Source organism: Vallicoccus soli (assembly GCF_003594885.1).
Lineage (GTDB): Bacteria > Actinomycetota > Actinomycetes > Motilibacterales > Motilibacteraceae > Vallicoccus > Vallicoccus soli.
The window spans coordinates 25,703-47,422 of record NZ_QZEZ01000003.1 but is presented as its reverse complement, the minus strand read 5'-3'; the positions used below and the strand labels follow the sequence as shown (position 1 = coordinate 47,422).

Annotated in this window: 20 protein-coding genes; 11 read left to right on the top strand and 9 right to left on the bottom strand. The window is 79.1% G+C overall.

Annotated features, from left to right (window positions below; translation table 11 throughout):
• Positions 1-11 precede the first annotated feature (11 nt).
• Positions 12-2,552 carry a DNA gyrase/topoisomerase IV subunit A gene (locus D5H78_RS08420; RefSeq protein WP_245941626.1) on the bottom strand — a complete coding sequence of 847 codons (2,541 nt, stop codon included), beginning with the start codon at positions 2,550-2,552 and terminating at the stop codon, positions 12-14.
• Between the two features lie 75 nt (positions 2,553-2,627).
• Here D5H78_RS08420 and D5H78_RS08415 point away from each other — a divergent pair, with 75 nt between their 5' ends.
• From D5H78_RS08415 to D5H78_RS08400, 4 genes are all read left to right on the top strand, one after another.
• Complete coding sequence (locus D5H78_RS08415) at positions 2,628-5,300, top strand: bifunctional acetate--CoA ligase family protein/GNAT family N-acetyltransferase (protein ID WP_119950007.1); 2,673 nt, start codon at positions 2,628-2,630, stop codon at positions 5,298-5,300.
• Positions 5,301-5,346: 46 nt separating this feature from the next.
• A complete protein-coding gene (locus tag D5H78_RS08410; RefSeq protein ID WP_119950006.1) occupies positions 5,347-5,955 on the top strand; it encodes a DUF5998 family protein in 609 nt (202 codons plus the stop codon).
• Entirely contained in the window at positions 5,952-7,097 is a 1,146-nt protein-coding gene (locus tag D5H78_RS08405; protein WP_119950005.1) for an alkaline phosphatase family protein, read from the top strand. The genes D5H78_RS08410 and D5H78_RS08405 overlap by 4 nt, the downstream gene beginning before the upstream one ends.
• A 65-nt stretch (positions 7,098-7,162) precedes the next feature.
• Positions 7,163-7,843 (top strand): thymidine kinase, encoded by a 681-nt coding sequence (locus tag D5H78_RS08400; RefSeq protein ID WP_119950004.1) that lies wholly within the window; start codon positions 7,163-7,165, stop codon positions 7,841-7,843.
• On the opposite strand, the gene D5H78_RS08395 is transcribed toward D5H78_RS08400, so the two are convergent.
• The 4 genes from D5H78_RS08395 to sepH form a co-directional block, all read right to left on the bottom strand.
• On the bottom strand, positions 7,840-8,316 hold the full coding sequence (locus D5H78_RS08395; protein WP_119950003.1) for a hypothetical protein: 477 nt from the start codon (positions 8,314-8,316) through the stop codon (positions 7,840-7,842). The genes D5H78_RS08400 and D5H78_RS08395 overlap by 4 nt on opposite strands.
• A gap of 150 nt (positions 8,317-8,466) precedes the next feature.
• Entirely contained in the window at positions 8,467-9,096 is a 630-nt protein-coding gene (locus D5H78_RS08390) for an RNA polymerase sigma factor (RefSeq protein ID WP_218566386.1), read from the bottom strand.
• Between the two features lie 436 nt (positions 9,097-9,532).
• Complete coding sequence (locus D5H78_RS19285; RefSeq protein WP_165865660.1) at positions 9,533-9,697, bottom strand: hypothetical protein; 165 nt, start codon at positions 9,695-9,697, stop codon at positions 9,533-9,535.
• Positions 9,698-9,936: 239 nt separating this feature from the next.
• Positions 9,937-11,475: a septation protein SepH gene (sepH, locus tag D5H78_RS08385; protein WP_119950002.1), complete on the bottom strand. Its 1,539-nt coding sequence runs from the start codon at positions 11,473-11,475 to the stop codon at positions 9,937-9,939.
• A gap of 209 nt (positions 11,476-11,684) precedes the next feature.
• Here sepH and D5H78_RS08380 point away from each other — a divergent pair, with 209 nt between their 5' ends.
• Positions 11,685-12,722 (top strand): hypothetical protein, encoded by a 1,038-nt coding sequence (locus D5H78_RS08380; protein WP_119950001.1) that lies wholly within the window; start codon positions 11,685-11,687, stop codon positions 12,720-12,722.
• Between the two features lie 413 nt (positions 12,723-13,135).
• On the opposite strand, the gene D5H78_RS08375 is transcribed toward D5H78_RS08380, so the two are convergent.
• Positions 13,136-14,575, bottom strand: coding sequence for an MFS transporter (locus D5H78_RS08375; protein WP_177891189.1), 1,440 nt, complete (start codon positions 14,573-14,575; stop codon positions 13,136-13,138).
• Positions 14,576-14,758: 183 nt separating this feature from the next.
• On the opposite strand from D5H78_RS08375, the gene D5H78_RS08370 reads away from it, so the two are divergent.
• On the top strand, positions 14,759-15,832 hold the full coding sequence (locus tag D5H78_RS08370; protein WP_119950000.1) for a ferrochelatase: 1,074 nt from the start codon (positions 14,759-14,761) through the stop codon (positions 15,830-15,832).
• Between the two features lie 13 nt (positions 15,833-15,845).
• On the top strand, positions 15,846-16,655 hold the full coding sequence (locus D5H78_RS08365; protein WP_119949999.1) for an inositol monophosphatase family protein: 810 nt from the start codon (positions 15,846-15,848) through the stop codon (positions 16,653-16,655).
• A gap of 28 nt (positions 16,656-16,683) precedes the next feature.
• Here the strand turns inward: D5H78_RS08365 and D5H78_RS08360 are convergent, their stop codons facing one another.
• The gene (locus tag D5H78_RS08360; RefSeq protein WP_119949998.1) at positions 16,684-16,911 is read right to left on the bottom strand and encodes a hypothetical protein; all 228 of its coding nucleotides are present in this window, start codon (positions 16,909-16,911) and stop codon (positions 16,684-16,686) included.
• 270 nt (positions 16,912-17,181) lie between these two features.
• Between D5H78_RS08360 and D5H78_RS08355 the strand changes: the two genes are divergently transcribed.
• Positions 17,182-17,478, top strand: coding sequence for a DUF4193 domain-containing protein (locus D5H78_RS08355; RefSeq protein ID WP_119949997.1), 297 nt, complete (start codon positions 17,182-17,184; stop codon positions 17,476-17,478).
• Between the two features lie 84 nt (positions 17,479-17,562).
• Here D5H78_RS08355 and D5H78_RS08350 read toward each other — a convergent pair whose 3' ends face one another.
• Positions 17,563-18,114 (bottom strand): DUF3093 domain-containing protein, encoded by a 552-nt coding sequence (locus D5H78_RS08350; RefSeq protein WP_218566385.1) that lies wholly within the window; start codon positions 18,112-18,114, stop codon positions 17,563-17,565.
• 98 nt (positions 18,115-18,212) lie between these two features.
• Here D5H78_RS08350 and D5H78_RS08345 point away from each other — a divergent pair, with 98 nt between their 5' ends.
• The 3 genes from D5H78_RS08345 to D5H78_RS08335 are packed head-to-tail and all read left to right on the top strand — an operon-like array spanning position 18,213 to position 21,303.
• The gene (locus tag D5H78_RS08345) at positions 18,213-19,895 is read left to right on the top strand and encodes a DUF885 domain-containing protein (protein ID WP_119949996.1); all 1,683 of its coding nucleotides are present in this window, start codon (positions 18,213-18,215) and stop codon (positions 19,893-19,895) included.
• 11 nt (positions 19,896-19,906) lie between these two features.
• Complete coding sequence (gene dut / locus D5H78_RS08340; protein WP_119949995.1) at positions 19,907-20,455, top strand: dUTP diphosphatase; 549 nt, start codon at positions 19,907-19,909, stop codon at positions 20,453-20,455.
• Entirely contained in the window at positions 20,452-21,303 is an 852-nt protein-coding gene (locus D5H78_RS08335) for a DUF3710 domain-containing protein (protein ID WP_218566384.1), read from the top strand. Before dut ends, D5H78_RS08335 begins: the two co-directional genes overlap by 4 nt.
• Positions 21,304-21,312: 9 nt before the next feature.
• On the opposite strand, the gene D5H78_RS08330 is transcribed toward D5H78_RS08335, so the two are convergent.
• The gene (locus D5H78_RS08330; RefSeq protein ID WP_119949994.1) at positions 21,313-21,666 is read right to left on the bottom strand and encodes a Rieske (2Fe-2S) protein; all 354 of its coding nucleotides are present in this window, start codon (positions 21,664-21,666) and stop codon (positions 21,313-21,315) included.
• Positions 21,667-21,720: the final 54 nt, after the last annotated feature.

Below are 21,720 nucleotides of genomic sequence, written 5' to 3'. Positions count from 1 at the left end.
CCCCGCGCCGATCAGCCCTGCCCGTCGGCGGCGGGCCCGGCACCCCCCTCGTCGGGGGCGTCGGCGTCGGGCGCCGCGGTCGGGCCGACGAGCGCGCCGGCCGGCCCGGAGACCGCGACCACCGCGCGCGCCAGCGGGACCCCGGAGCCGTCGCGCCGCCCCTGCGCGGGCGGCAGCTCGACCGGCGCGCCGCCGGTCCCCGCGGCCCGCGCCGGACCGGTGCCCGCCCACGCCAGGACGAGCTGGTCCTCGCCGCGCAGGAAGCGGTGGCAGCGCACCCCGCCGGTGCCGCGGCCCTTGGGCGGGTACTCCGTGAACGGCGCCACCTTGACGGTGCCCGCGTCGGTGCCGGGCAGCGCCCCGGAGCCCCCGGCGACGGTGACGACGACGGCGTCCTCCCCCGGCGCCACGGCCACGAACGCCACGACGGACTGCTTCGCGGCGACGCGCACGCCGGCCACACCGCCCGCGCCCCGGCCCTGCGGCCGCACGCCCGCGGCCGGGAAGCGCAGCAGCTGGGCGTCGGACGTCACGAAGACGAGGTCCTCGTCGCCGGTGCGCAGCTCCACCGCGCCCACGACCCGGTCCTTGGGCTTGAGCGCGAGGACCTCCCACTCGTCCTTGCCCGCCGGGTGCTCGGGCAGGACGCGCTTGACGACGCCCTGCGCAGTGCCCAGCGCGAGGCCGGGCGAGGCCGGGTCGAGCGAGGTGAGCGCGAGCACCCGCTCCCCCTTGCCGAGCGCGACGAACTCGGTCACCGGCGCCCCGCCCGCCAGCGACGGCGGCGCCGCGGTCGGCGGCAGGGCCGGCAGGTCGAGCACCGGCAGGCGCACGACCCGCCCGAGGTCGGTCACCGCCCCGACGTGCCCGCGGGCCGTCGCCGGGACGGCGGACACGACGAGGTCGTGCTTGCTGCGCCCGCCCTCGACCGGCAGCGGCCCGGCCCCGGTGGTCCGCGCGAGCAGGCCGCTCGAGGAGAGCAGCACGTGGCAGGGGTCGTCGGCCACCTCGAGCGGGACCGCGCCGGTCACCGGCTGGCCCGCGGACTCCAGCAGCACGGTGCGCCGCGGGGTGCCGTGGTCCCTGGCCACCTGGGCGAGCTCGTCGCTGACCAGCCGCCGCAGCCTGCGCTCGTCCTCGAGGACCGCGGTGAGCTCGGCGATGCGGGCCCGCAGCTCGTCGCGCTCCTGCTCCAGCTCGATGCGGGAGTACTTCGTCAGCCGGCGCAGCGGCATCTCGAGGATGTAGTCGGTCTGCACCTGGGTCAGGTCGAAGACCTGCATGAGGCGCTCGCGCGCTGCGGCCGTGTCGTCGCTGGAGCGGATGACCGCGATGACCTCGTCGATGTCGAGGATGGCCACGAGCAGGCCCTCGACGAGGTGCAGCCGGTCCTGCGCCTTGCCCCGCCGGTGCTCCGAGCGCCGGCGCACCACCGACAGCCGGTGGTCGACGTACACCCGCAGCAGGTCGACGAGCCCCAGCGTCCGCGGCTGGCCGTCGACCAGCGCCACGTTGTTGATGCCGAAGGTCTCCTCCATCGGCGTCAGCCGGTAGAGCTGCTCGAGGACCGCGTCGGGGTTGAAGCCGTTCTTGACCCCGATGACGAGCCGGAGCCCGTTCTTCATGTCGGTGTGGTCCTCGAGGTCCGCGATGCCCTGCAGCTTCTTGGCCCGGACCAGGTCGGCGACCTTCTCCTTGACCCGCTCGGGGCCGACCCCGTACGGCAGCTCGCTGACGACGATCGCCTTCTTGCGGGCCGTCACGTTCTCCACGCGGACCGTCGCCCGGGTGCGGAAGGTGCCGCGCCCGGTCTCGTACGCGTCGCGCACCCCCTCCAGGCCCACGATGCGCCCGCCGGTGGGCAGGTCGGGGCCGGGGACGAAGCGCATGAGGTCGTCGAGCGTGGCCCGCGGGTGCGCGATGAGGTGGCGGGTGGCCTGCACGACCTCCACGAGGTTGTGCGGCGGCATGTTCGTCGCCATGCCGACCGCGATGCCGGCGGCGCCGTTGACGAGCAGGTTGGGGAACGCCGCGGGCAGGACCTCGGGCTCCTCCTCCTTCTCGTCGTAGTTGGGGCGCATGTCGACGACGTCCTCGTCGAGGCCGCCGATCATGAGCATCGCGGGCTCGGCCAGGCGGCACTCGGTGTAGCGGTAGGCCGCCGCCGGGTCCTCGCCGCCGAGGGAGCCGAAGTTGCCGTGCGGGTCGACGAGCGGCAGGCGCATCGACCAGGGCTGGGCCATCCGCACGAGGGCGTCGTAGATCGCCGTGTCGCCGTGGGGGTGCAGCTTGCCCATGACGTCGCCGACGACGCGGGCGCACTTGACGTGGTCGCGGTCGGGGCGCAGCCCCATCTCGCCCATCTGGTAGAGGATCCGCCGGTGCACCGGCTTGAGCCCGTCGCGCGCGTCGGGCAGCGCCCGCGAGTAGATGACGGAGTACGCGTACTCCAGGAACGAGCCCTGCATCTCCTCCGAGACGTCGATGTCGACGATCCGCTCGGTGAAGCCCTGCCCGTCACCGCCGCCGCGCGCCGTCGTCGTCCGTGCCACCTGGGGAGCCCTCCTCGTCCGCTGCCGCCCCATCATGCAGCCCGGCCCCGACAGGTCCCGGCTAGCCTCGCCCGTGTGACAGGGGAGGGACCGACGGCGACGGCGCCGTACCCCGCGCACTGGGAGGCCGACGTCGTCCTGCGCGACGGCGGCACGGCGCACGTGCGGCCCATCACGCCCCAGGACGCGGACCGGCTGCGCGCGTTCCACCGCCGCCAGTCGGCCGAGTCGATCTACCTGCGGTTCTTCGCGCCCTACCCCGAGCTCAGCGACCGCGACGTCGAGCGGTTCACCCACGTGGACCACCACGACCGCGTCGGGCTCGTCGCGACCATCGGCGACGACATCGTCGCGGTCGTGCGCTACGACCGCACCGGGCCCGACGAGGCCGAGGTCGCCTTCAACATCTCCGACGCGCACCAGGGCCGCGGGCTCGGCTCGGTCATGCTCGAGCACATCGCCGCCGCCGCCCGCGAGCGCGGCGTGCGCCGGTTCGTCGCCGAGGTCCTGCCGACGAACCGCCGGATGATCCGGGTCTTCCAGGACGCCGGGTACGAGGTCCGCTCCGCGTTCGACGACGGGATCGTCCACCTGTCGTTCGAGCCGGCGCTGACCGGCACCGCGCTGGAGGTCCTGCAGGACCGCGAGCAGCGCGCGGAGGCGCGCTCCATCGAGCGCCTGCTCACCCCGCGCTCGGTGGCCGTCGTCGGCGCCAGCCGCGAGTACGACTCCGTGGGTCAGACCGTGCTGCGCAACCTGCGCGCCGCCGGGCCGCCCGAGGTGTGGGCCGTGAACCCCGGGGCCCGCGAGGTCGCCGGCGTGCCGGCGTACCCCTCGATCCTCGACGTGCCGGGCGAGGTCGACCTCGCCGTCCTCGCGGTGCCCGCCGCGGCGGCGCAGGAGGTCGTCGCGCAGTGCGCCGCCAAGGGCGTGCGCTCGCTCGTGGTGCTCTCCGCCGGGTACGCCGAGACCGGTCCCGTCGGCCGCGAGCGCCAGCGCGCCCTGGTGGCCGCCGCGCGGGCCAGCGGCATGCGCGTCGTCGGCCCGAACTCCTTCGGCGTCGTGAGCACCGACCCCGAGCACCCCCTCAACGCCTCGCTCGCGACCACCGTCCCGCCCGTCGGGCGGATCGGCTTCTTCAGCCAGTCCGGCGCCCTCGGCCTGGCGATCCTCGACGCCGTCGCCGCCCGCGGGCTCGGCCTGTCCTCCTTCGTCTCGGCGGGCAACCGGGCCGACGTCTCGGGCAACGACCTGCTGCAGTTCTGGGACCAGGACCAGCGCACCGACGTCGTGCTGCTCTACCTCGAGTCGATCGGCAACCCGCGCAAGTTCTCCCGCCTCGCCCGCCGCCTCGCGGCGCGCAAGCCGGTGGCGACCATCAAGGCCGGGCGCACCACGCAGGGCGTGCCGCTGGGCCACGCCGTGCGCCGCAGCACGGTCCCCGCGGCGGCCGTCGACGCGATGTTCGCCCAGGCCGGGGTGATCCGGGTCGACACGATGGCGCAGCTGCTCGACGTCGGGCAGCTGCTCGTCACCCAGCCGCTGCCGGCCGGGGACCGCGTCGTGATCCTCGGCAACTCGGACGCCCTCGGGCTCCTCGCCGCGGACGCCTGCGCGGAGGCCGGGCTGCACGTCATCGGCCAGCCGATCGCCCTGCCGCCGGCCGCGACGGCCGAGGACTTCCGCGTGTCGCTCGACGCGGTCTTCGCCGACCCGGGCGTCGACTCGGTCGTCACGGTCTTCATCCCGCCGCTCGTGACGAGCCACGAGGAGGTGGCCGCGGTCCTCGCCGGCGCGGCCGCCGCCTCCGACAAGACCGTCGTGGCGACCTTCCTCGGCGTACGGGGCGTTCCCGAGCAGCTGCGCGCCCCGGGCGCCGGCGGCCCGGAGCCGGCGCCGCCGGGCTCCGTGCCGTCCTACCCGACCCCCGAGGACGCCGTACGGGCGCTCGCGGCCGCGACCTCGTACGCGGACTGGCGCCGCCGCCCCCGCGGCAGCGTCCCCGAGCTCGACGTCGACCGGCGGGCCGCCCGCGCCATCGCGCGCAGCGTGCTCGTCGAGGCGCCGGGCGGGCTGGAGCTGGGCGCCGACGACGCCGCGGCGCTGCTGGCCTGCTACGGCATCGAGGTGCTGGCGCAGGAGCTCGCCGAGGACGCCGACGGGGCCGTCGCGGCCGCGGCGCGCATCGGGTACCCGGTCGTGCTCAAGGCCGCCGCCACCCACCTGCGCGCGCGCCCGGACCTGCAGGACGTCCGGCTCGACCTCGTCGACGAGGCCGCCGTGCGGCGCGCGCACGCCGCCATCGTCGCGGGCCTGGGCCCGGGGGCCGGGCGCGTCCTCGTCCAGCCCATGGCGCGCCCCGGCATCGCCTGCGTCGTCACGTCCACCGAGGACCCGCTCTTCGGCCCGGTCGTCTCCTTCGGGCTCGCGGGCCTGGCGACCGAGCTGCTCGGCGACCGCGCGTACCGGATCCCGCCGCTCACCGACACCGACGTGAGCCAGCTCGTGCGCTCGGTGCGCGCCGCGCCGCTGCTCTTCGGGCACCGCGGCGCCGAGCCCGTCGACACCGACGCGCTGGAGGACCTGCTGCTGCGGGTCGCCCGCCTGGCCGACGAGGTGCCGCAGGTGGCCGAGCTCGAGCTGCCGGTGCTCGTGGCCGAGCGGGGCCTGGCCGTGCTCCACGCGCGGGTGCGCCTCGCCGAGCCGGCCGCGCGGCCGGACACGGGGCCGCGGCGCCTGCCGTCCTGACGCCGGCCCGCGCAGCCGGGCCCCGCGCGGGTGCGAGGATGGCGCCATGGTCGAGCAGACGACGGCGCGCGGCCTGCCCGCGCGGCTGCGGGCGGACATCGAGCGCGCCGGCTACTACCCCGCGCTGGTCGTGGACGCGACCGCCGACGCGATCGCCGGCGAGGAGGTCCTCGCGCACCTGGTCCACCAGGAGACGACGTTCGACGGCGACGAGGTGCGCCGGCACGTCACGGTGCTCGCGCTGACGCCGAGCCGCCTCGTCATCGGCCACACCGACGACCACGCCGAGCAGGGCGCGCCGGGGCAGGGCGCCGCGCCGGTGGCGATGACCTCCGCCGAGAGCGTCGACGTGGGGCGGATCCGCTCGCTCGTGGTGACCCGCGTCGTGCCCGACCCGGAGCGGTACGTCCCCGGCACCCCCCCGCAGGAGGTCACCCTCACCGTGGCGTGGGGCGCGGTGAGCCGGGTCGACCTCGAGCCGGCGGGCTGCAGCGACCCGGAGTGCGACGCCGACCACGGCTACACCGGGTCCGCCACCGCCGACGACCTGTCGCTGCGCATCAGCGCCGCGGCGGAGGGGCCCGAGGCCGTCACCGCCGCGCTCGCCTTCGCCGCCGACCTCTCCGCCGCCACCACCCGCTCCCGCGGGCGGTGAGGGCCCCGGGGCTCGACGCCGGCCTGGTCGACCCCGCGGCCGCGCCGGCGACCCTCGCCGACGTCGTCCCCGCCCTCGTCGGCGCCGTGCTCGGCCGGGAGCCGGGAGGGGCGCTGCCCACGGCCCCCGCGCCCCGCGCCTGCCTCGTCCTCGTCGACGGGCTCGGCGAGCGGCTGCTGCGCCGGCACGCCGCCGACGCGCCGTTCCTGGCCGGGCTGCTCGACGCCGCGCCCGTGCTCTGCGCCGGGTTCCCCACGACGACCGCGACGAGCCTCGGCTCGCTCGGCACGGGCGCCCCCGCCGGCCGGCACGGCCTCGTCGGTCTCGCCGTGCGCGTGCCCGGGCAGGACTGGGCGCTCGAGGCGCTGCGCTGGGACGAGCGGGTCGACCCGCGGGCCTGGCAGCCGCTGCCGACCGCGTTCGAGCGCGCCGCCGCCGCGGGCGTGCCCGTCACCCGCGTCGGCCCCCGCGCCTTCGACGGCGCCGGGCTCACCGCCGCCGCCCTGCGCGGGGGCCGGTACGCCGCCGCCGAGACCCCCGGCGAGCGCGTCGCCGCCGCCCTGGAGGCGCTCGTCGCGGACCCGCGCTCGCTCGTGTACTGCTACCTCGGCGACCTCGACGCGGCGGGGCACCGGCGCGGCTGCGGCTCCCTGGCGTGGCGGCTCGAGCTGCGCCTCGTCGACCGGCTCCTCGCCGACCTCGCCGAGCGGCTGCCCCCGGGCTGCCTGCTGCAGGTCACCGGCGACCACGGGATGGTCGACCCTCCGCGCGCGGAGCGCCTCGACCTGGCCGCCCTCCCGGCGCTGCGCGAGGGCGTCGAGGTCGTCGCCGGCGAGCCGCGCGCCCGCTACGCCCACGCCCGGCCCGGCGCGCGGGCCGACGTCCTCGCCGCCTGGCGCGAGGTGCTCGCCGGGCGGTTCCTCGTGCTGTCCCGCGACGAGGCGGTCGCGGCCGGCTGGTACGGCCCGCAGGTCGCCCCGCACGTCCTGCCCCGCATCGGGGACGTCGTCGCGACCGCGCTCGGCGGCGCGAGCCTCGTCGACTCGGCCACCACGCCCGCCTGGCTCCTCGACCTCGTCGGGCTGCACGGCTCGCTCACGCCGGAGGAGGCCCTCGTGCCGCTGCTGTCCCTGCGCACCTGAGCCCGGCCCAGCACCCGCCCGCCCTGCACGCCCTGCACGCCCTGCACCTGGAGGTCCCCGCCGCCGTGGCCGAGCTCGTCTTCTTCTCCGGCACGATGGACTGCGGCAAGTCCACGCTCGCCCTGCAGCTCGACCACAACCGCCGGGCGCGCGGGCTGCGCGGCATCGTGCTGACGGCGCACGACCGCGCGGGGGAGAGCAGGGTGTCCAGCCGGCTCGGGCTCGTCGTCCCGGCGGTGGAGGTGACGCCCGGGCTCGACCTGGGCGCGCTGGTGCGCGGGCGCATGACGGCCGGGGAGCGCGTCGACTACCTCGTGTGCGACGAGGCGATGTTCTACACGCCGGAGCAGGTCGAGCAGCTCGCGGCGCTCGTGGACGACCTGGGTGTGGACGTCATGGCGTTCGGCCTCACCACGGACTTCCGCGGCCGGCTCTTCCCCGGCTCCGCGCGGCTCATCGAGCTCGCCGACCGGTTCGAGCTGCTGCAGGTCGAGGCCCTGTGCTGGTGCGGTGCGCGCGCGACGCACAACGCGCGCACCGTCGACGGGGCCATGGTGACCGAGGGCGCCACGGTCGTCGTCGGCGACGTCCGCGACAGCGGCCCGTCGGGCGAGCCGGCGGCGCCGCAGGCCGGGGGCGAGGTCGCGTACGAGGTCCTCTGCCGCCGCCACCACGTCCGGCGGACGACCTCCGCCGTCGCGGGCACGGAGGGGCCGGCCGAGGTGCTGCCGTTCGAGGCGCGCTAGACGCTCGTCCAGGGCGTGACGAGCGCGCCCCGGCCCTCCTCCAGCCGGCAGGCGAGGCTCAGCGGGCCGGCCTCCACGTCGTCGAGGGCGAAGCGGCCGAGCTCGTCGGCCCGCACGGTGCTCGACCCGCTCGTGCGGCGGACCTCGACGTCGACCGGTCGCCCCGGCACGAGCTGGCCGGTGAGCCGGCGGCGGTCGCCCGGGCGCTCCTCCACCTCCACCAGCACGACGTCGCCCTGGCCCCCCTCGAAGGTGAGCAGCCGCGGGCCGCCACCGCTGCGGACGCCGACCGCGCCGGTGAGCGCGGAGTCCTCGACGAGCCGGGCGAGCTCGGCGTCGACGTCGAGCCAGGTCAGGCTGGCGCGCGCGGCGGCGAGCACGCCCTCGGGGACCGGGTCGACGGCGTCGGCGGCCGCCCGGACGAGGGCGAGCAGGTCGGCGTCCGTCGGCCCTTGTCGCGGTGCGGGGCTCACGGTGCACCTCCTTCCGGGTCTGCGGGGTGCGCTGCGGGTCGGGCTGGGACGGGTCGGGCCGGGACGGTCCGGGCTGGGACGGTCGGGGCCGCGGGGTGCGCTGCGGGTCGGGCTGCCGCGCGAGCGGCGCGGCCGGCGCCCGGCCCGGGCCTAGTCCGGGCCGGTGACCCCGACGCCGGCGAGCGCCTTGCGCAGGTGGGCGAGGCAGCGCGAGCGGGTCGGGCCGATGCTGCCGATGGGCATCTCCAGGGCGGCCGACACCTCGGCGTAGCTCGCCTCGGGGCTGCACGCCAGCGTCCGCAGGAGCAGGTGGCAGCGGTCGGACAGGGTCTGCAGCGCCTGCCACACGAGCACGTCGCGCTCGCCCCGCACGGCCAGGGCCTCGGGCCCGGGCTCCCCGCTCGGGCGCTCCGCGACACCGCCCGCCGGGTCGTCGTCGGGCACCTCGCGCCCGGCGCGGCGCAGCACGCGCAGGCACTCGTGGCGTGTGGTCGTGGCCAGCCAGCCGGGCAGCGCCTGGGGCTCGCGCAGGTCGCGCAGGTGCTCCACCAGGCGCAGCCACACGGTCTGGCTGACGTCCGACGCGTCGGCCTGCCCCAGCCGGTAGCCCCGCGCGACGCTCCACACCAGCGGCGCGAACCGCTCGACGAGCGCGTCCCAGGACTCCTGCTCGCCGCGGGCCGCGCGCTCGACGAGGCCCCGCAGGTCGCCGCGCAGGTCGCCGCGCACGTCCGTGCCGGCGCGGGGCGCGGCGCCGGGTGCCGCGGGCAGGTCAGGCACCGTACGCGCTCCGTCCTCCGGTCCTGCAGGGCGTCGCGGAGCCTAGCGCCTCGGCGCTCCCGGGCGGCAGGGTCCGCGGGGCGCCGGCGGCGCCCCGTCCCCGCGGGCGGCCCGGCGGCGGCGCGGCCCCCCCGAGCCGCGCCGCCGCCGGGCCCGCGACCGGCCCCCCGACCGGTCGCCGTGCCCTGCGCGGTGCCGCCCCCCGCGGCACCGCACCGCCGGTCGCCGTACGGGCCCCCCGCCCGCCGGCGCCGGCCGCGCGGGCGGCCGACCCCCCGGCCGTCCCCGCGCGCTCGGTCGGCGGCGCCGGCGGGGTGCCCCCGCCGGCGGCCGCGCGACCGGGTCGGGTCCCCGCTGCCCGCGGCGCGGGTGCCGCTGCGCGCGCCCACGCCCCCGTGCACGGCGCAGCCACCCCCCGCGCCCGGCAGCGGGGCCGTCACAGGACCGCGAGCACGCGGCGCGCGGTGCGCCGGTGCGTGCGCCGTCGGGCGGCGACGAGGAGCTCCTCACGCCGCAGGTGGCGGGCGTCGCGCGGGTCGAGGCCGGCGCGGCGAGCGCCGCCCTGCCCGTCCCCGCGGACCTCCCGTGCCGTGCGCGCCATCGCCTGGCCCCCGCTCGTCGCCGCCGGCGCCCCGTGCGCCGGTCGAGGGGAGGAGCACGGCACCCCCGGCGGTGATACGCGGTCCTCGCCCCGTCCTGGAGCGACGCTCGTCAGGGGGTGCGGGGGTGCGGGGGTGCGGGGGTGCGGGGGTGCGGGGCCGGGCGGCGACGGCACGGCGGGGGCACCGGGCCCGGTGCCCCCGGGCGGGGGCAGCGGGCGCGGCGTCCTCTCGGGCGGCGTCAGTCCTTGCGGCGGGTGCCGAAGACGATGTCGTCCCACGCGGGGACGGCGGCGCGGCGGCCCTTGGCGCCGTGGCGCGCGGGAGCGCGCCGCGCCGCGGGCCCCTGCGGGGCCTCCTCGGCGGCGTCGTCCGCGGCGGCCGGCGCCGGGGGCTCCGGGTCCTCGTCGGGCGCGGCGCCCGCCGCCGGTGCGGGCGGTGCCGGTGCGGGCGCCGGGGGCGCGGCAGGGACCGCTGCAGGGACCGCGGAACCGGCGGGCGCGTCGGCGCGGCCGCCTGCGGCAGAGCCCGCCGACCGCTCGTCCCCGCCCGACAGGGGGCTCGCCAGGCGGTCCGGCCCGGGGGCGGAGGCGGCGCCGGCTTGCGCTCCGTCGGCGGCCGGCGTGCGCGGTCCGCGCCGGTCCTCGTCCTGCGGGGCCTGCCCGGCCACCGGGAGCGGGTCGGCGGGCGCGGCGGCCGTGCCCGCGGGGCCGGCGGCGTGGCGGGCAGGCCCGGGAGCGGGTCGTCCGCGTCCCCGCTGCCGGCGCCGCGACCGCCCGCCGCGGCCGTCGTCCGCGTCGTCGCCGCGCTCCGCCCGCTCGCGGGGCAGGGGCGCGCCGACCGCGCCGAGGGGGACGTCCTCGACGTCCTCGCCCGGCGTGCCGGCCGGAGCGGCGTCCTGAGCCGCGTCGCGTGCGGCAGGGGCGGGTCGGGCCGGGGGTCCCGGGGGCGTGGCCCGGTGCAGCTCGAGGTCCGCCTCGAGGCCGTCGTCCGCGTCGTCGGGGGCGCCGGCAGCGTCGGCAGCGTCGGGGGAGCCGGGGGCGACGGTCGGCGGTGCGTCGGGCGCCGGTGGGACGGCACCGGCGGGGTCGTCGTCCGTACGCCCCTCGAACGGCATCGGCAGGGCGTCGGCCGCCTCGCGGGAGCGGCGCGGGACGCTCGACAGGCGCCGTACGGTCGCCGACCGCGGCTCCGGGGCCGGCCGCGGCGGGGCCTCCTCGCCCGAGAGGGCCGCCGCCTCGTCGTCGAGCGGGCTGAGCAGGCCGCGACGGGGGTCGAAGACCCAGGAGGCGCGCACGGGCGCGGCGCCGGCGGGCAGGACGACCGAGACGGTCCACGTACGGTCCTCGCGCTGCGCCGCGTCCCAGCGCAGCGCGTCGGCGGGCACCCCGCGGGCCGCGGCCCGCTCCTCGACGAGCGCGCCGAGGGCCGGGACGAAGCCGTCGCCGCGCCGTCGTGCCGGCGCGCGGCGCGCGAGCCCCGCGACGTGCTCGCGCTCGGCGAGGACCGGGCCCTCGTAGCGCCGCACCTTCGCCACCGGGATGCCGGCCGCCATGGCGACCTCCTCCGCGGAGGCGCCGGCACGGATCCGGGCCTGGATCTCCGCCGGCCGCAGCTGGCTCTCGAGCTCGATCTGCAGCTGGCCGAGGCGCACGAGGTCGCCCCGGATCGCGGCGAGCAGCCGGTCGTCGAGCGGCAGCCGGAACTGCTCGCCGTGGGAGGCGGCCACCACGAGGTGCTCCCCGTCCTCGGTGAGGCCGACGAGCTGCAGGTCGTCCATCGGCGGTGCCCCTCCTGCGCTGCGTGCCACGGCGCCCGCTGGTGGCGGGCGCACAGAGCGCCAACCCTCCCACACCGGGGGGCGCGCCCTCCGCCGGTGGCGCCCCCGCCCCCGGGTGGACCCGCGGCGGTGCCGGCGTGACCAGACCCACGCCGACACCGGGCCCCGGGCGCCGCCGGGTGCCCCGTGGGCCGCCGACAATGGTCCGCATGGGTGACGAGGTGACCGACGAGCGTCCGAAGCTGCAGCTGTCCGGCAAGCAGGTGCTGGCGAGCGCGCTGGCCGCGACGTCCACCTCGGTGGCCAGCTCGACCCTCGGGGTGACGGGCACGGTCATCGGGGCGGGCATCGTCAGCGCGCTCTCGGTGACCGCCGGCGCCGTCTACAACTACTCGATCGACCGCACCGGGTACGAGGTGCGCCGCGTCGCCGGCGGGCGCATCGTCCGGCGCACCCTGTCCGACGGGTCGGTCGTCGAGCGGGTCGAGGCCGACGCCGACGGGCACGACGCGCCCACCGCGGTCACGGGCCTGCCGCCGGTGAGCGACGGCGAGGGCTCTCCCGGTCCGGCGGCGGCTGCGGCGCGGGGCGCCGGCGGAGGGCCGTACGCCACCTCGGCCCCGGCCGCGGAGCCCGCGGCCCCGCGGCGGTCGCGCCGACCCGTGGCCGGCGGCCTCGCGCTCGCGGGCGTGGCCGCAGGGATCTTCGCCGGGGTCGTCGGCGTCCTGGGCACCGTGGAGGCCGTGGCCGACCGGCCGATCGACGCGATCGTCACCGGGTCGCAGAGCTCGGGCGAGCGGATCTTCGGCGGCGGTGGCAGCGGCGAGGAGGAGCGGGACGAGCCCGCTCCCGCACCCAGCCCGAGCCCCTCCTCGAGTGGTGACGGGGGCACGGGCACGCAGGGCAGCGAGCCCGACCCGTCGCCGTCCCCGACCGGCAGCGAGGAGCCCGCGGACGAGCCCGCCGACGCGCCGAGCGACGCGCCGACCGACGCGCCGACCGACGCGCCGACGGACGTCCCGAGCCAGGCCCCGAGCGACGCGCCGGGCGGGGCCCCGTCCGACGGCCCGGCCGGCGGGGACAGCGGGACGGGGTCCCAGGGCGGCGACGCCGTGGCGCCCGACGACGGCTCCGCGGACGGCGGCGCCGCGCAGGGCTACGGCGGTCCCGCCCCGCTCACCGGCGGCGGCACCGCGTCGGGCACCGGCTCCGGTGCCGGCGCGGGCGGGGGCGCTGCCGGCGGCTGACGGCGGGCGGGCAGCGCCCGGACGCCGCGGGTGGTCGCGCCCCGGGGGCCGTACGCGCAGCCCCCCTGCCCCGGGCGCGCCACCGGTGCCCGCGTGCCGTCGCCCCGCCAGCGCGGCACGCCGCGGGCGACGACCGGTCGGGTGCGCGGGACGCGCACCTGCTGCCGCACACCGGGCGCCGCGGCGGTGGCGCCGCGCTGCTCGCCGGCGCGCACGGTGCGGCTCCGCTGCGCGCAGCCGGGGTGCAGGGGCCGCGCGTCCCCTCCGCGCAACGGGTGCTGGGCGTGTCGCGGCTCCGCAGGCCCGGCACGCCGTTCCGGGGGACCCGTCGTGGGTGCGGAACGGGCACCCGGGTGGGCGCGCCCGCGGTGCGCGACCCGGCCGGCCGGTGAGCCCCTCCGCCCGGTGCGCCGCTAGGACGCGGCCCCGCGGGCTCCGCGGCCCTGGTCGTGCCCGCCGCGCCCAGCGCGCCCACCGCGCCCGCCGCGCCCGGCCGGTGCCCCGCCGGGGCCGGGGGCCGCGCCGGTGGCGCCGGCCGCGCCGGCGGCCCAGCCGCCCTCGGGGACGGCGGGCGCCGAGGCGTCGCCGAGCGGGGCGGCGCCCCGCTGGGCGTCGGGGAGGGTGACGGTGGCCGCGTCCGGCAGCACGACCGTCGCCGCGGTGGCCGGGGCGGGCCGCTCCACGAGGTAGCGGGCCGCCGCCACCGCGAGCACCGCGGCGAGGACGCCGCTGCCGGACGTGACGAGGAACGCGGCCCGCGCACCGTGCTCGTCGATGACCGGGCCGGCCAGGGCCGAGCCGCCGGCGATGCCGAGGCCGATGCCGGTCGAGAGCCAGGTGAGCCCCTCGGTCAGGCGCTGCGGCGCCACGAGCGACTGCACGAGCGCGTTGCCCGCGATGATCGTCGGCGAGATCGTCACGCCGGCGACGGCCAGCACGAGCGCGAGCGCGAGCACCCCGTCGACGAGGGGCAGGGCCAGCACGCCGACCGCCAGGGCCACGACCGCGAGGCGGAAGCGGACGCCGCTGCCGGAGCGCCAGTGCACGGCGCCGTACAGCAGCCCCGCGACCATGCTCCCGCCGGCGAAGGCCGCCAGGACGGGGCCCGCCGCTCCGGGGCTGCCCCGCTCCTCGGTGAACGCGACGGTGACGATCTCCGCGGAGCCGAAGAGCCCGCCGACGAAGACGAAGACGGCCGCGAGCGCGAGCATCCCGGGCGACCCCGCCACCGACGTCCCGGCGCCGGCCGGGCGGCCGGTCGTCGGCGGCTCCGTCCGCCGCTGGGCCGCCAGGGCGAGCCCGCCGACGAGCGCGGCCACCGCGGCCGCCAGCAGGCCGGCGGCGGGCGCGACCGCGGTCGCCAGGGTCGTGACGAGCAGCGGCCCGACGACGAAGACGACCTCGTCGAGGACGGACTCCAGGCTGAAGGCCGCGTGCAGGCGGGGGCTGGAGCCGAGCAGCGCGTTCCACCGCGCGCGGACCAGCGCGCCCACCGAGCCCTGCACCGAGCCGGCGACGACGGCGGCGGCGAAGAGCGTCCAGGCGGGCAGGTCGGTGAGCGCGCACGCGACGAGCGCGAGCACGCCGCCGGTGTGCACGAGGACGGCGGGGACGAGGACCCGCGCCTGCCCGGAGCGGTCCACGAGCCGCGCGACCTGCGGGGCCATGACCGCCGCGACGACGACGAGCACCGCGGAGACCGCGCCGGCGAGCGCGTACGACCCCCGCGCGCCCTCGACGAGCAGCACGGTGCCGATGCCGAGCATGGAGATCGGCAGGCGCGCCAGGACGCCCGCGGCGGAGAACGCCAGGGCGCCCGGGAGCGCCAGCACCTCCCGGTACGGCCGGAACATCGCCCTCCCCGTCGTCGCGCCGCGGGCTGCGCGCGCCGCGGCGGTGCTGCCGCCCGGCAGCCCCTCCACCAGCCTCGCGCACGCCGGGCCCCGCCGCCGACAGGTTTGCGAGCGGCGGCGGCGTGAGGACCGCCACCCCGGTCCCGCCCTGCGCGCGCCCGGGGGCGCTGCGAGGATCGTGCCGTGAAGACGTACGACGCGGTGCTCCTGGTGTCGTTCGGCGGGCCCGAGGGCCCCGACGACGTGATCCCCTTCCTCGAGAACGTCACCCGCGGCCGCGGCATCCCGCGCGAGCGCCTGGCGGCCGTGGGGGAGCACTACATGCTCTTCGGCGGCGTGAGCCCGATCAACGGCCAGAACCGCGACCTGCTCGAGGCCCTGCGCCGCGACTTCGGCGAGCACGGGGTCGACGTGCCGGTCTACTGGGGCAACCGCAACTGGGACCCCTACCTGCGCGACGCGCTCGCGCAGATGCGCGACGACGGCGTGCGCCGCGCCCTGTGCGTCGTGACGTCCGCCTACGCCTCGTACTCGGGCTGCCGGCAGTACCGCGAGGACCTCGCGGCGGCCACCGCCGAGGTCCCCGGCGCGCCCGCCCTGGACAAGGTGCGCCACTACTTCAACCACCCCGGCTTCGTCGCGCCGACCGTGGACGCCGTGGTGGACTCCCTCGCCGCGCTGCCCGAGGGGGCGCGCGAGGGCGCCGCGATCGCCTTCACCACGCACTCGATCCCCACCGGGATGGCCGCGGCCGCCGGGCCGGAGGGCGGGGCGTACGAGCGCCAGCACCGCGCCGTCGCCGAGGTCGTCGCCGCGGAGGTGGCGCGGCGCACCGGGCGCGCGCACCGCTGGGACCTCGTCTACTGCAGCCGCTCCGGGCCGCCCACCCAGCCGTGGCTCGAGCCGGACGTCAACGACCACCTCGAGGCCCTGCACGGCGAGGGCGTGCCCGGCGTCGTCGTGGCCCCCATCGGCTTCGTCAGCGACCACATGGAGGTCGTCTACGACCTCGACACCGAGGCCCGGGAGACCGCGGAGCGGCTCGGGCTGCCGTACCAGCGCGCGGCGACGGTGGGCACCGACCCCCGGTTCGTCGCGGCGCTGCGCGAGCTCGTGGTCGAGCGGGACGAGGCCGAGGCCGGCGCGCGCCCCGCGCGCCCCGCGGTGGGGGCCCTGCCGCCGAGCCACGACGTGTGCCCGGTCGGCTGCTGCCGCAACCTGCGCGGACCCCGCCCCGCCCTGTGCGGTCGCGACTGACGAGGATGGGCGGGTGAGCACCGCGCCCGCGCCCGCCGACCTGCTCGACCTCGCCCTGCGCGCCGCCCGCGCCGCCGGGCGCTTCCTGGTGCAGGAGCGCCCGGCCGACCTCGACGTGGCCGCCACGAAGACGAGCCCCACCGACGTCGTCACGGCGATGGACCGGGGGTCGGAGGAGCTCGTCGTCCGCACGCTGCGGGCCGAGCGCCCGGACGACGGCGTGCTGGGGGAGGAGGGCGCCGCGGCCACCGGCAGCACCGGGGTGCGCTGGGTGGTCGACCCGATCGACGGGACCGTCAACTACCTGTACGGCCTGCCGGAGTGGGCCGTGAGCATCGCCGCGGAGGTCGACGGCGAGGTGGTGGCCAGCGTCGTGGCCGCCCCGGCGCTCGGCGAGACCTGGACCGCGACCCGCGGGGGCGGGGCCCACCTCGACGGCCGGCCCCTGCGGCGCGGGCGCGGCGCGGACCTCGGGCAGGCGCTCGTCGCCACCGGCTTCAGCTACGAGGCGCGCCACCGCGCGCTGCAGGCGCAGGTGGCCGCGCAGGTGCTGCCGCGGGTGCGCGACCTGCGCCGCGCGGGGTCGGCGGCGCTCGACCTGTGCGGCGTGGCCGGGGGACGGCACGACGCGTACTTCGAGCGCGGCACCCACCACTGGGACGTCGCGGCGGCGGCCCTCGTGGCGCGCGAGGCGGGCGTGCGGGTCGGCGGGCTGCGCGGCGCCCCCGAGTCCGAGGAGCTCGTGCTCGCGGCGGCGGACCCGCTCTTCGACGACCTGCACGCCCTGCTCGACGCGGCCTGGCCGGCCTCCTGGCCCGCCTGAGCGGCGGGGCGGGGGGCCGGCCGGGCGCCTAGCCCGCGACCGGCTCGCGCTCGGGCAGCGCGACGGGTGCCGGCGGCGCCTGCTCGGGCAGGGTGCGCGCGAGCGCCACCCCGTGGGCGGCCGCGAGCCGCCGCAGCGACTCCAGCTCGCCCGTGTGCACGGCCTGCAGGTAGTCGTCGCCGTCGGACCGGGCGGCCAGCAGGGCCTGCTCGGCCACCAGCACCCGCCGGCGCAGCTCCGTCGCGAACTCACCCATGGCGCCTCCTCGCGCGTCGCGGGCGCCCCCGCAGGGCGTCCCGCCGGTCCCGTCCTCGCCTGTACGACGTCCGGGCGCCGCGTTTGGTTGCGACCGCGGCCGGTGGTGACTGCTCGTCCTCGCCCTGCCACGACGCGTGAGGGGCGCGGTGGTACGGGACCGGCCCGCGGGTCGGTACCATCTGCGGCCCGACGGCGGGCATGAACCGGGCCCCGCCCGCGTTAGCCGCGCGACGGACACGACAGCAGCACCCGAGGGGGAGCCCCGAGCATGGCCACCGACTACGACACCCCGCGCAAGACCGACGACGACATCAACGAGGACAGCATCGAGGAGCTGAAGGCCCGGCGGGTCGACAAGGGCGCCAGCACCGTCGACGTCGACGAGGCCGAGCTCGCGGAGAACCTCGAGCTGCCGGGCGCCGACCTGTCCAACGAGGAGCTCTCGGTGCGGGTGCTCCCGCGCCAGGCGGACGAGTTCACCTGCTCGGTGTGCTTCCTCGTGCACCACCGCAGCCAGCTCGCCAGCGAGGACGGCGGGCAGCTCGTCTGCACCGAGTGCGCCTGACGCGCACGACCGCCGGCCGGACCCCGCAGCGGGGTGCCCGGCCGCGCACGACCCCCGCCCGGTGAGCCGCCGGGGCGGGGGAGCTCAGCCCGGGCCCGCTCCGTCCCCGGGCGCGCCCCGCGAGGGAGCGCCCGCGGCGCCGGGGCGGGCCTCCTCGAGCGCCCGCGCCAGGCGCTCGGGGCGGCGGGTCGAGACGTACCAGTAGGGCGTCGGGTCCCTCGGGTCGCGGACCTCGACGAGGACGGCGGTGGGGACCCAGCCGCGCAGCAGGTGGTAGGCGCGCGCGTCGATCCCCGGACCGCGTGCGTGCGCGGCGCGCTCGGCGTCGAGCGGCACCACGGCGCCCGCGACCGACAGCGGGAGCCGCGCGCGGCCCGCGCGCAGCTCCCCGTCGCCCCCCAGGCGCACCTCGACGACGGCGGCGGAGCGCACCAGCCCCGTGCCGCCGAGCAGCAGCACCGCGAGCGCCGTCCAGAGCGCGCCGAGCGGGCCCAGGACCACGAGCATGACGAGCCAGGCGCTCAGCGCCAGGGCCACGAGGGTCGCCCACATCCACCAGGGGGCGCCGATGCGCTCGCGGTAGCGCACCGGCCCCTGCGCCGCCGCCGGCCGGTCCGTCCCGCGCGTGCTCGCCACCCGCCCAGCCTGCCACGCGCCGCCCGCGGGGGAGCGGCCCGGCGGCGCCGCGGGGCCGTCCCGCCGGTCCCGTCGGAGCGCTCGCCTAGGGTCGCCCCATGCCGCTGCCGCCCCCCGCGCGCCCGTTCGACGCCCTGGCCCTCGAGCTCGCCGCCGACCAGCTCGAGGCCAGCCCGACGCTGGGCAGCGCGCTGGGCCTCACCGAGCACGACGAGCGCCTCCCCGACCTGTCGGCCGCGGCGGTCGCGGCGCGCGAGGCGCGCGAGGACGCCTGGCTCGAGCGCTTCGGCGCGCTGGCGGACGGCGACCTCGACGACGACGAGCGCATCGACCGCGACCTGGTCCTCATGGTGCTGCGGGGGCGGCGGGCGCTGCGCGACTGGGCGCCCTGGCGGCGCAGCGCCGACACCTACGCCGGGACCGCGCTGTCCGGCGTGCACGGCCTGCTGCTGCACCGCCTGCGCGAGCCGGGCCCGCTCGCCCGGGCCGTCGCCGCGCGCCTCGACGCGACCCCCGCGCTGCTGGCGCAGGGCGAGGCCAACCTCGACCCCGACCTCGCCGACCCCGTCCTGCTGCGCCGGTCGCTGGGCCAGGTCGCCGCGGGCGCGGCGTACGCGCGCTCGGTCGCGGGCCAGCTCGACCCCGACGAGGCGCGCCGCGCGGGGGTCGAGGAGGCCGGTGAGCGGGCCGCGGCGGCGTACGAGCGCTTCGGGGCGCACCTGGAGGAGCTGGCCGGGCGGGCGCGCGGGAGCTGGGCCCTCGGGGAGGAGCGCTACGACGCCCTGCTGCGCGACGCGGAGGGCCTGCCCTACGGCGCCCGCGCGATGCGCGAGCGGGGCCGGGAGGCGTACGACGCCCTGCTCGACGACCTGCGCTCGCGCACCGCGGCGCTGCGCGGCGGCGGGGACGGCGCGGACTGGCGCGCCCTGCTCGAGGAGCTCAACGCGGACCACGCCGCGTCGCCGGAGGAGCTGCTGGCCGAGTACCGCGAGGCGACGGCGCGCGCCCGCGCCTTCTGCGCCGAGCGCGACCTCGTGACGCTGCCGGACGGCGAGGAGTGCCGCGTCGTCCCCTCCGCGCCCTTCACCCGCGGCATGCTCGCCGTCGCGCACTACATCCAGCCGCCGCCCTTCGCCGGGCGCGGCACCGGGCACTTCTTCGTGCCCTACCCGCCGGAGGGCGCGACGCCGGAGCAGGTGCAGCAGCGGCTGGCGACGAACAGCCGCTCGACCCTGTGGTCCATCACGGTGCACGAGGCCTACCCCGGGCACCACTGGCACTTCGCCTGGATCGCCTCCGGCCGGGCGCCGGGCGGCGCCCGGGTCCTGCGCACGCTCTTCGGCTCGACCTACGTGGTGGAGGGGTGGGGCCTCTACTCCGAGGACCTCATGCGCGAGCAGGGCTTCTTCACCACCCCGCAGCAGGAGCTCGCCCAGCGCGACATGCGCCTGTTCCGCGCCGCGCGCATCGTCGTCGACACCTCCCTGCACCTGGGGGAGATGTCGGTCGAGGAGGCGGTCGAGCACATGGCCACCCGCACCTCGCTCTCGCGCGAGACCGCCCGCGCCGAGGTCCTGCGCTACTGCGCCTGGCCGACGCAGGCGGCGTCGTACCTCACCGGGGCCCTGGAGATCGCGCGGCTGCGCGAGCGCTGGCTCGCCGAGGGCCGGGGCACGCTGCGCGCGTTCCACGACCGCGCCGCGGGCTCGGGCCGCCTGCCGGTCTCGCTCATGGAGCGCAGCCTCTTCGGGCGCGCGGAGCCCGCCGGGACCGGCGGGTAGGGTCGGGCGCGATGACCAGCCACCGCGACGGCGCGCCCGGCCCGGCCCCGACGGGCGTGCGGGTGCTGCTGCAGCGCCTCGACCCCGGCCTGCCGGTGCCGGCGTACGCGCACCCGGGCGACGCGGGCGCCGACCTGTGCACCCGCGAGGACGTCGAGCTGGCGCCGGGCGAGCGGCGCCTCGTCGGCACCGGGGTCGCGCTCGCGCTGCCGGAGGGCTACGCGGGCTTCGTGCACCCCCGCTCGGGCCTCGCGGCCCGGCACGGGGTGAGCATCGTCAACGCGCCGGGCACCGTGGACGCGGGCTACCGCGGCGAGGTGAAGGTCTGCCTCGTCAACCTCGACCCGGCCGAGCCGGTGCGCCTGCGCCGCGGCGACCGGGTCGCGCAGCTCGTCGTCCAGCGCGTCGAGCGGGCCGCGTTCGAGCTCGTCGACGCCCTGCCGGGGTCCGCCCGCGGCGAGGGCGGGCACGGCTCCACCGGGTACGGCGCGCCGGTGCCGGCGCCCGCCGGGGAGCACCACCGCACGTCGGCGCCGGTCACGGCGCCAGGAGGGGGATGACCGTGTTCGGACGCCGCCGCAAGAAGGGCGAGGACGCCGCGCCGGGGACCGACGAGGTCGTGGCGAGCGCCGCCGACGGGGCCGAGGACGGGCCCGGGGACGGGGATGGGGGTTCTGCGGGCCCCGGGGCCCCCGGGGCCCCCGGGGGCGCTGGTGCGCCCCCGCGCGCCGCGGGCGCCGTGGACCGCAGCGGCGGTCCGTTCGACGTGACCGAGGTGGACGACCCCGCCGAGGGCGGGCGCGTGGACCTCGGTGGCATCTGGCTGCCGGGCGTGCAGGGCATGGAGCTGCGCGTCGAGATGGACCAGTCCTCCCAGCAGGTCGTGAGCGTCGCGGCGGTGCTCGGCCAGGGCGCCGTGCAGGTGCAGGCCTTCGCGGCCCCCCGCACCGAGGGCGTCTGGTCGGACGTCCGCCGCGAGATCGCGCAGGGGATCCTCGGCCAGGGCGGCCGGGCGGGGGAGCGCCAGAGCGCCCTCGGCACGGAGCTGCTCGCCGAGGTGCCGGTGCGCCTGCCCGACGGGCAGGTCGGGCGCCAGGCGGTGCGCTTCGTCGGCGTCGACGGTCCGCGCTGGTTCCTGCGCGGCGTCTTCTCCGGCGTCGCGGCCGTCGACCCGGCCGCGGCCGAGCCGCTCGAGGCGCTCTTCCGCGGGATCGTCGTCGTCCGCGGCGGCACGGCCATGGCGCCGCGCGAGCCGATCCCGCTGCGCCTCCCGCCCCAGGCGCAGGTCGACGAGGACCAGCAGGAGCAGGCCCCGGCCGAGGAGGGCGGCGCCGACGACGCCGGCGCCCCCGCGCGCGACGACCTCAAGCCCTTCGAGCGCGGCCCGGAGATCACCGAGGTCCGCTGACCCGCCGGCTCAGCGGATGACGAGGCGGGACCCGTCCCGCGCGACCTTGCCGAGGCGCAGCCGCAGCTTGCGGCCGTAGGCGAGGACGAGCTGGGTGTAGCCCGGCGTCGGCCCGTGCCACCCGAGGAACCCCTTCGGCCCGGAGACCATCGCGCCGGTCCGCACGTCGTACCGGCTCTGGTGCCACGGGCACACGAGGCACCCGTCGGCGTCGACGGTGCCCTCGCTGAGGTCCGCGAGCTGGTGCCGGCAGCGCCGCGAGGTCGCGAACGGCTCGCCCTGCGAGAGCCCCACCGCCCACGGCCCGACCCGCCGCACCCGGCCCGGCTCCAGCGCCGACGCCTCGACCGCCTGCTCCTGCATGCCCCTGCCCCTCGTCGTCGCCCGATGTGACCCGAGCCTTCCCCCGGTCCCGGC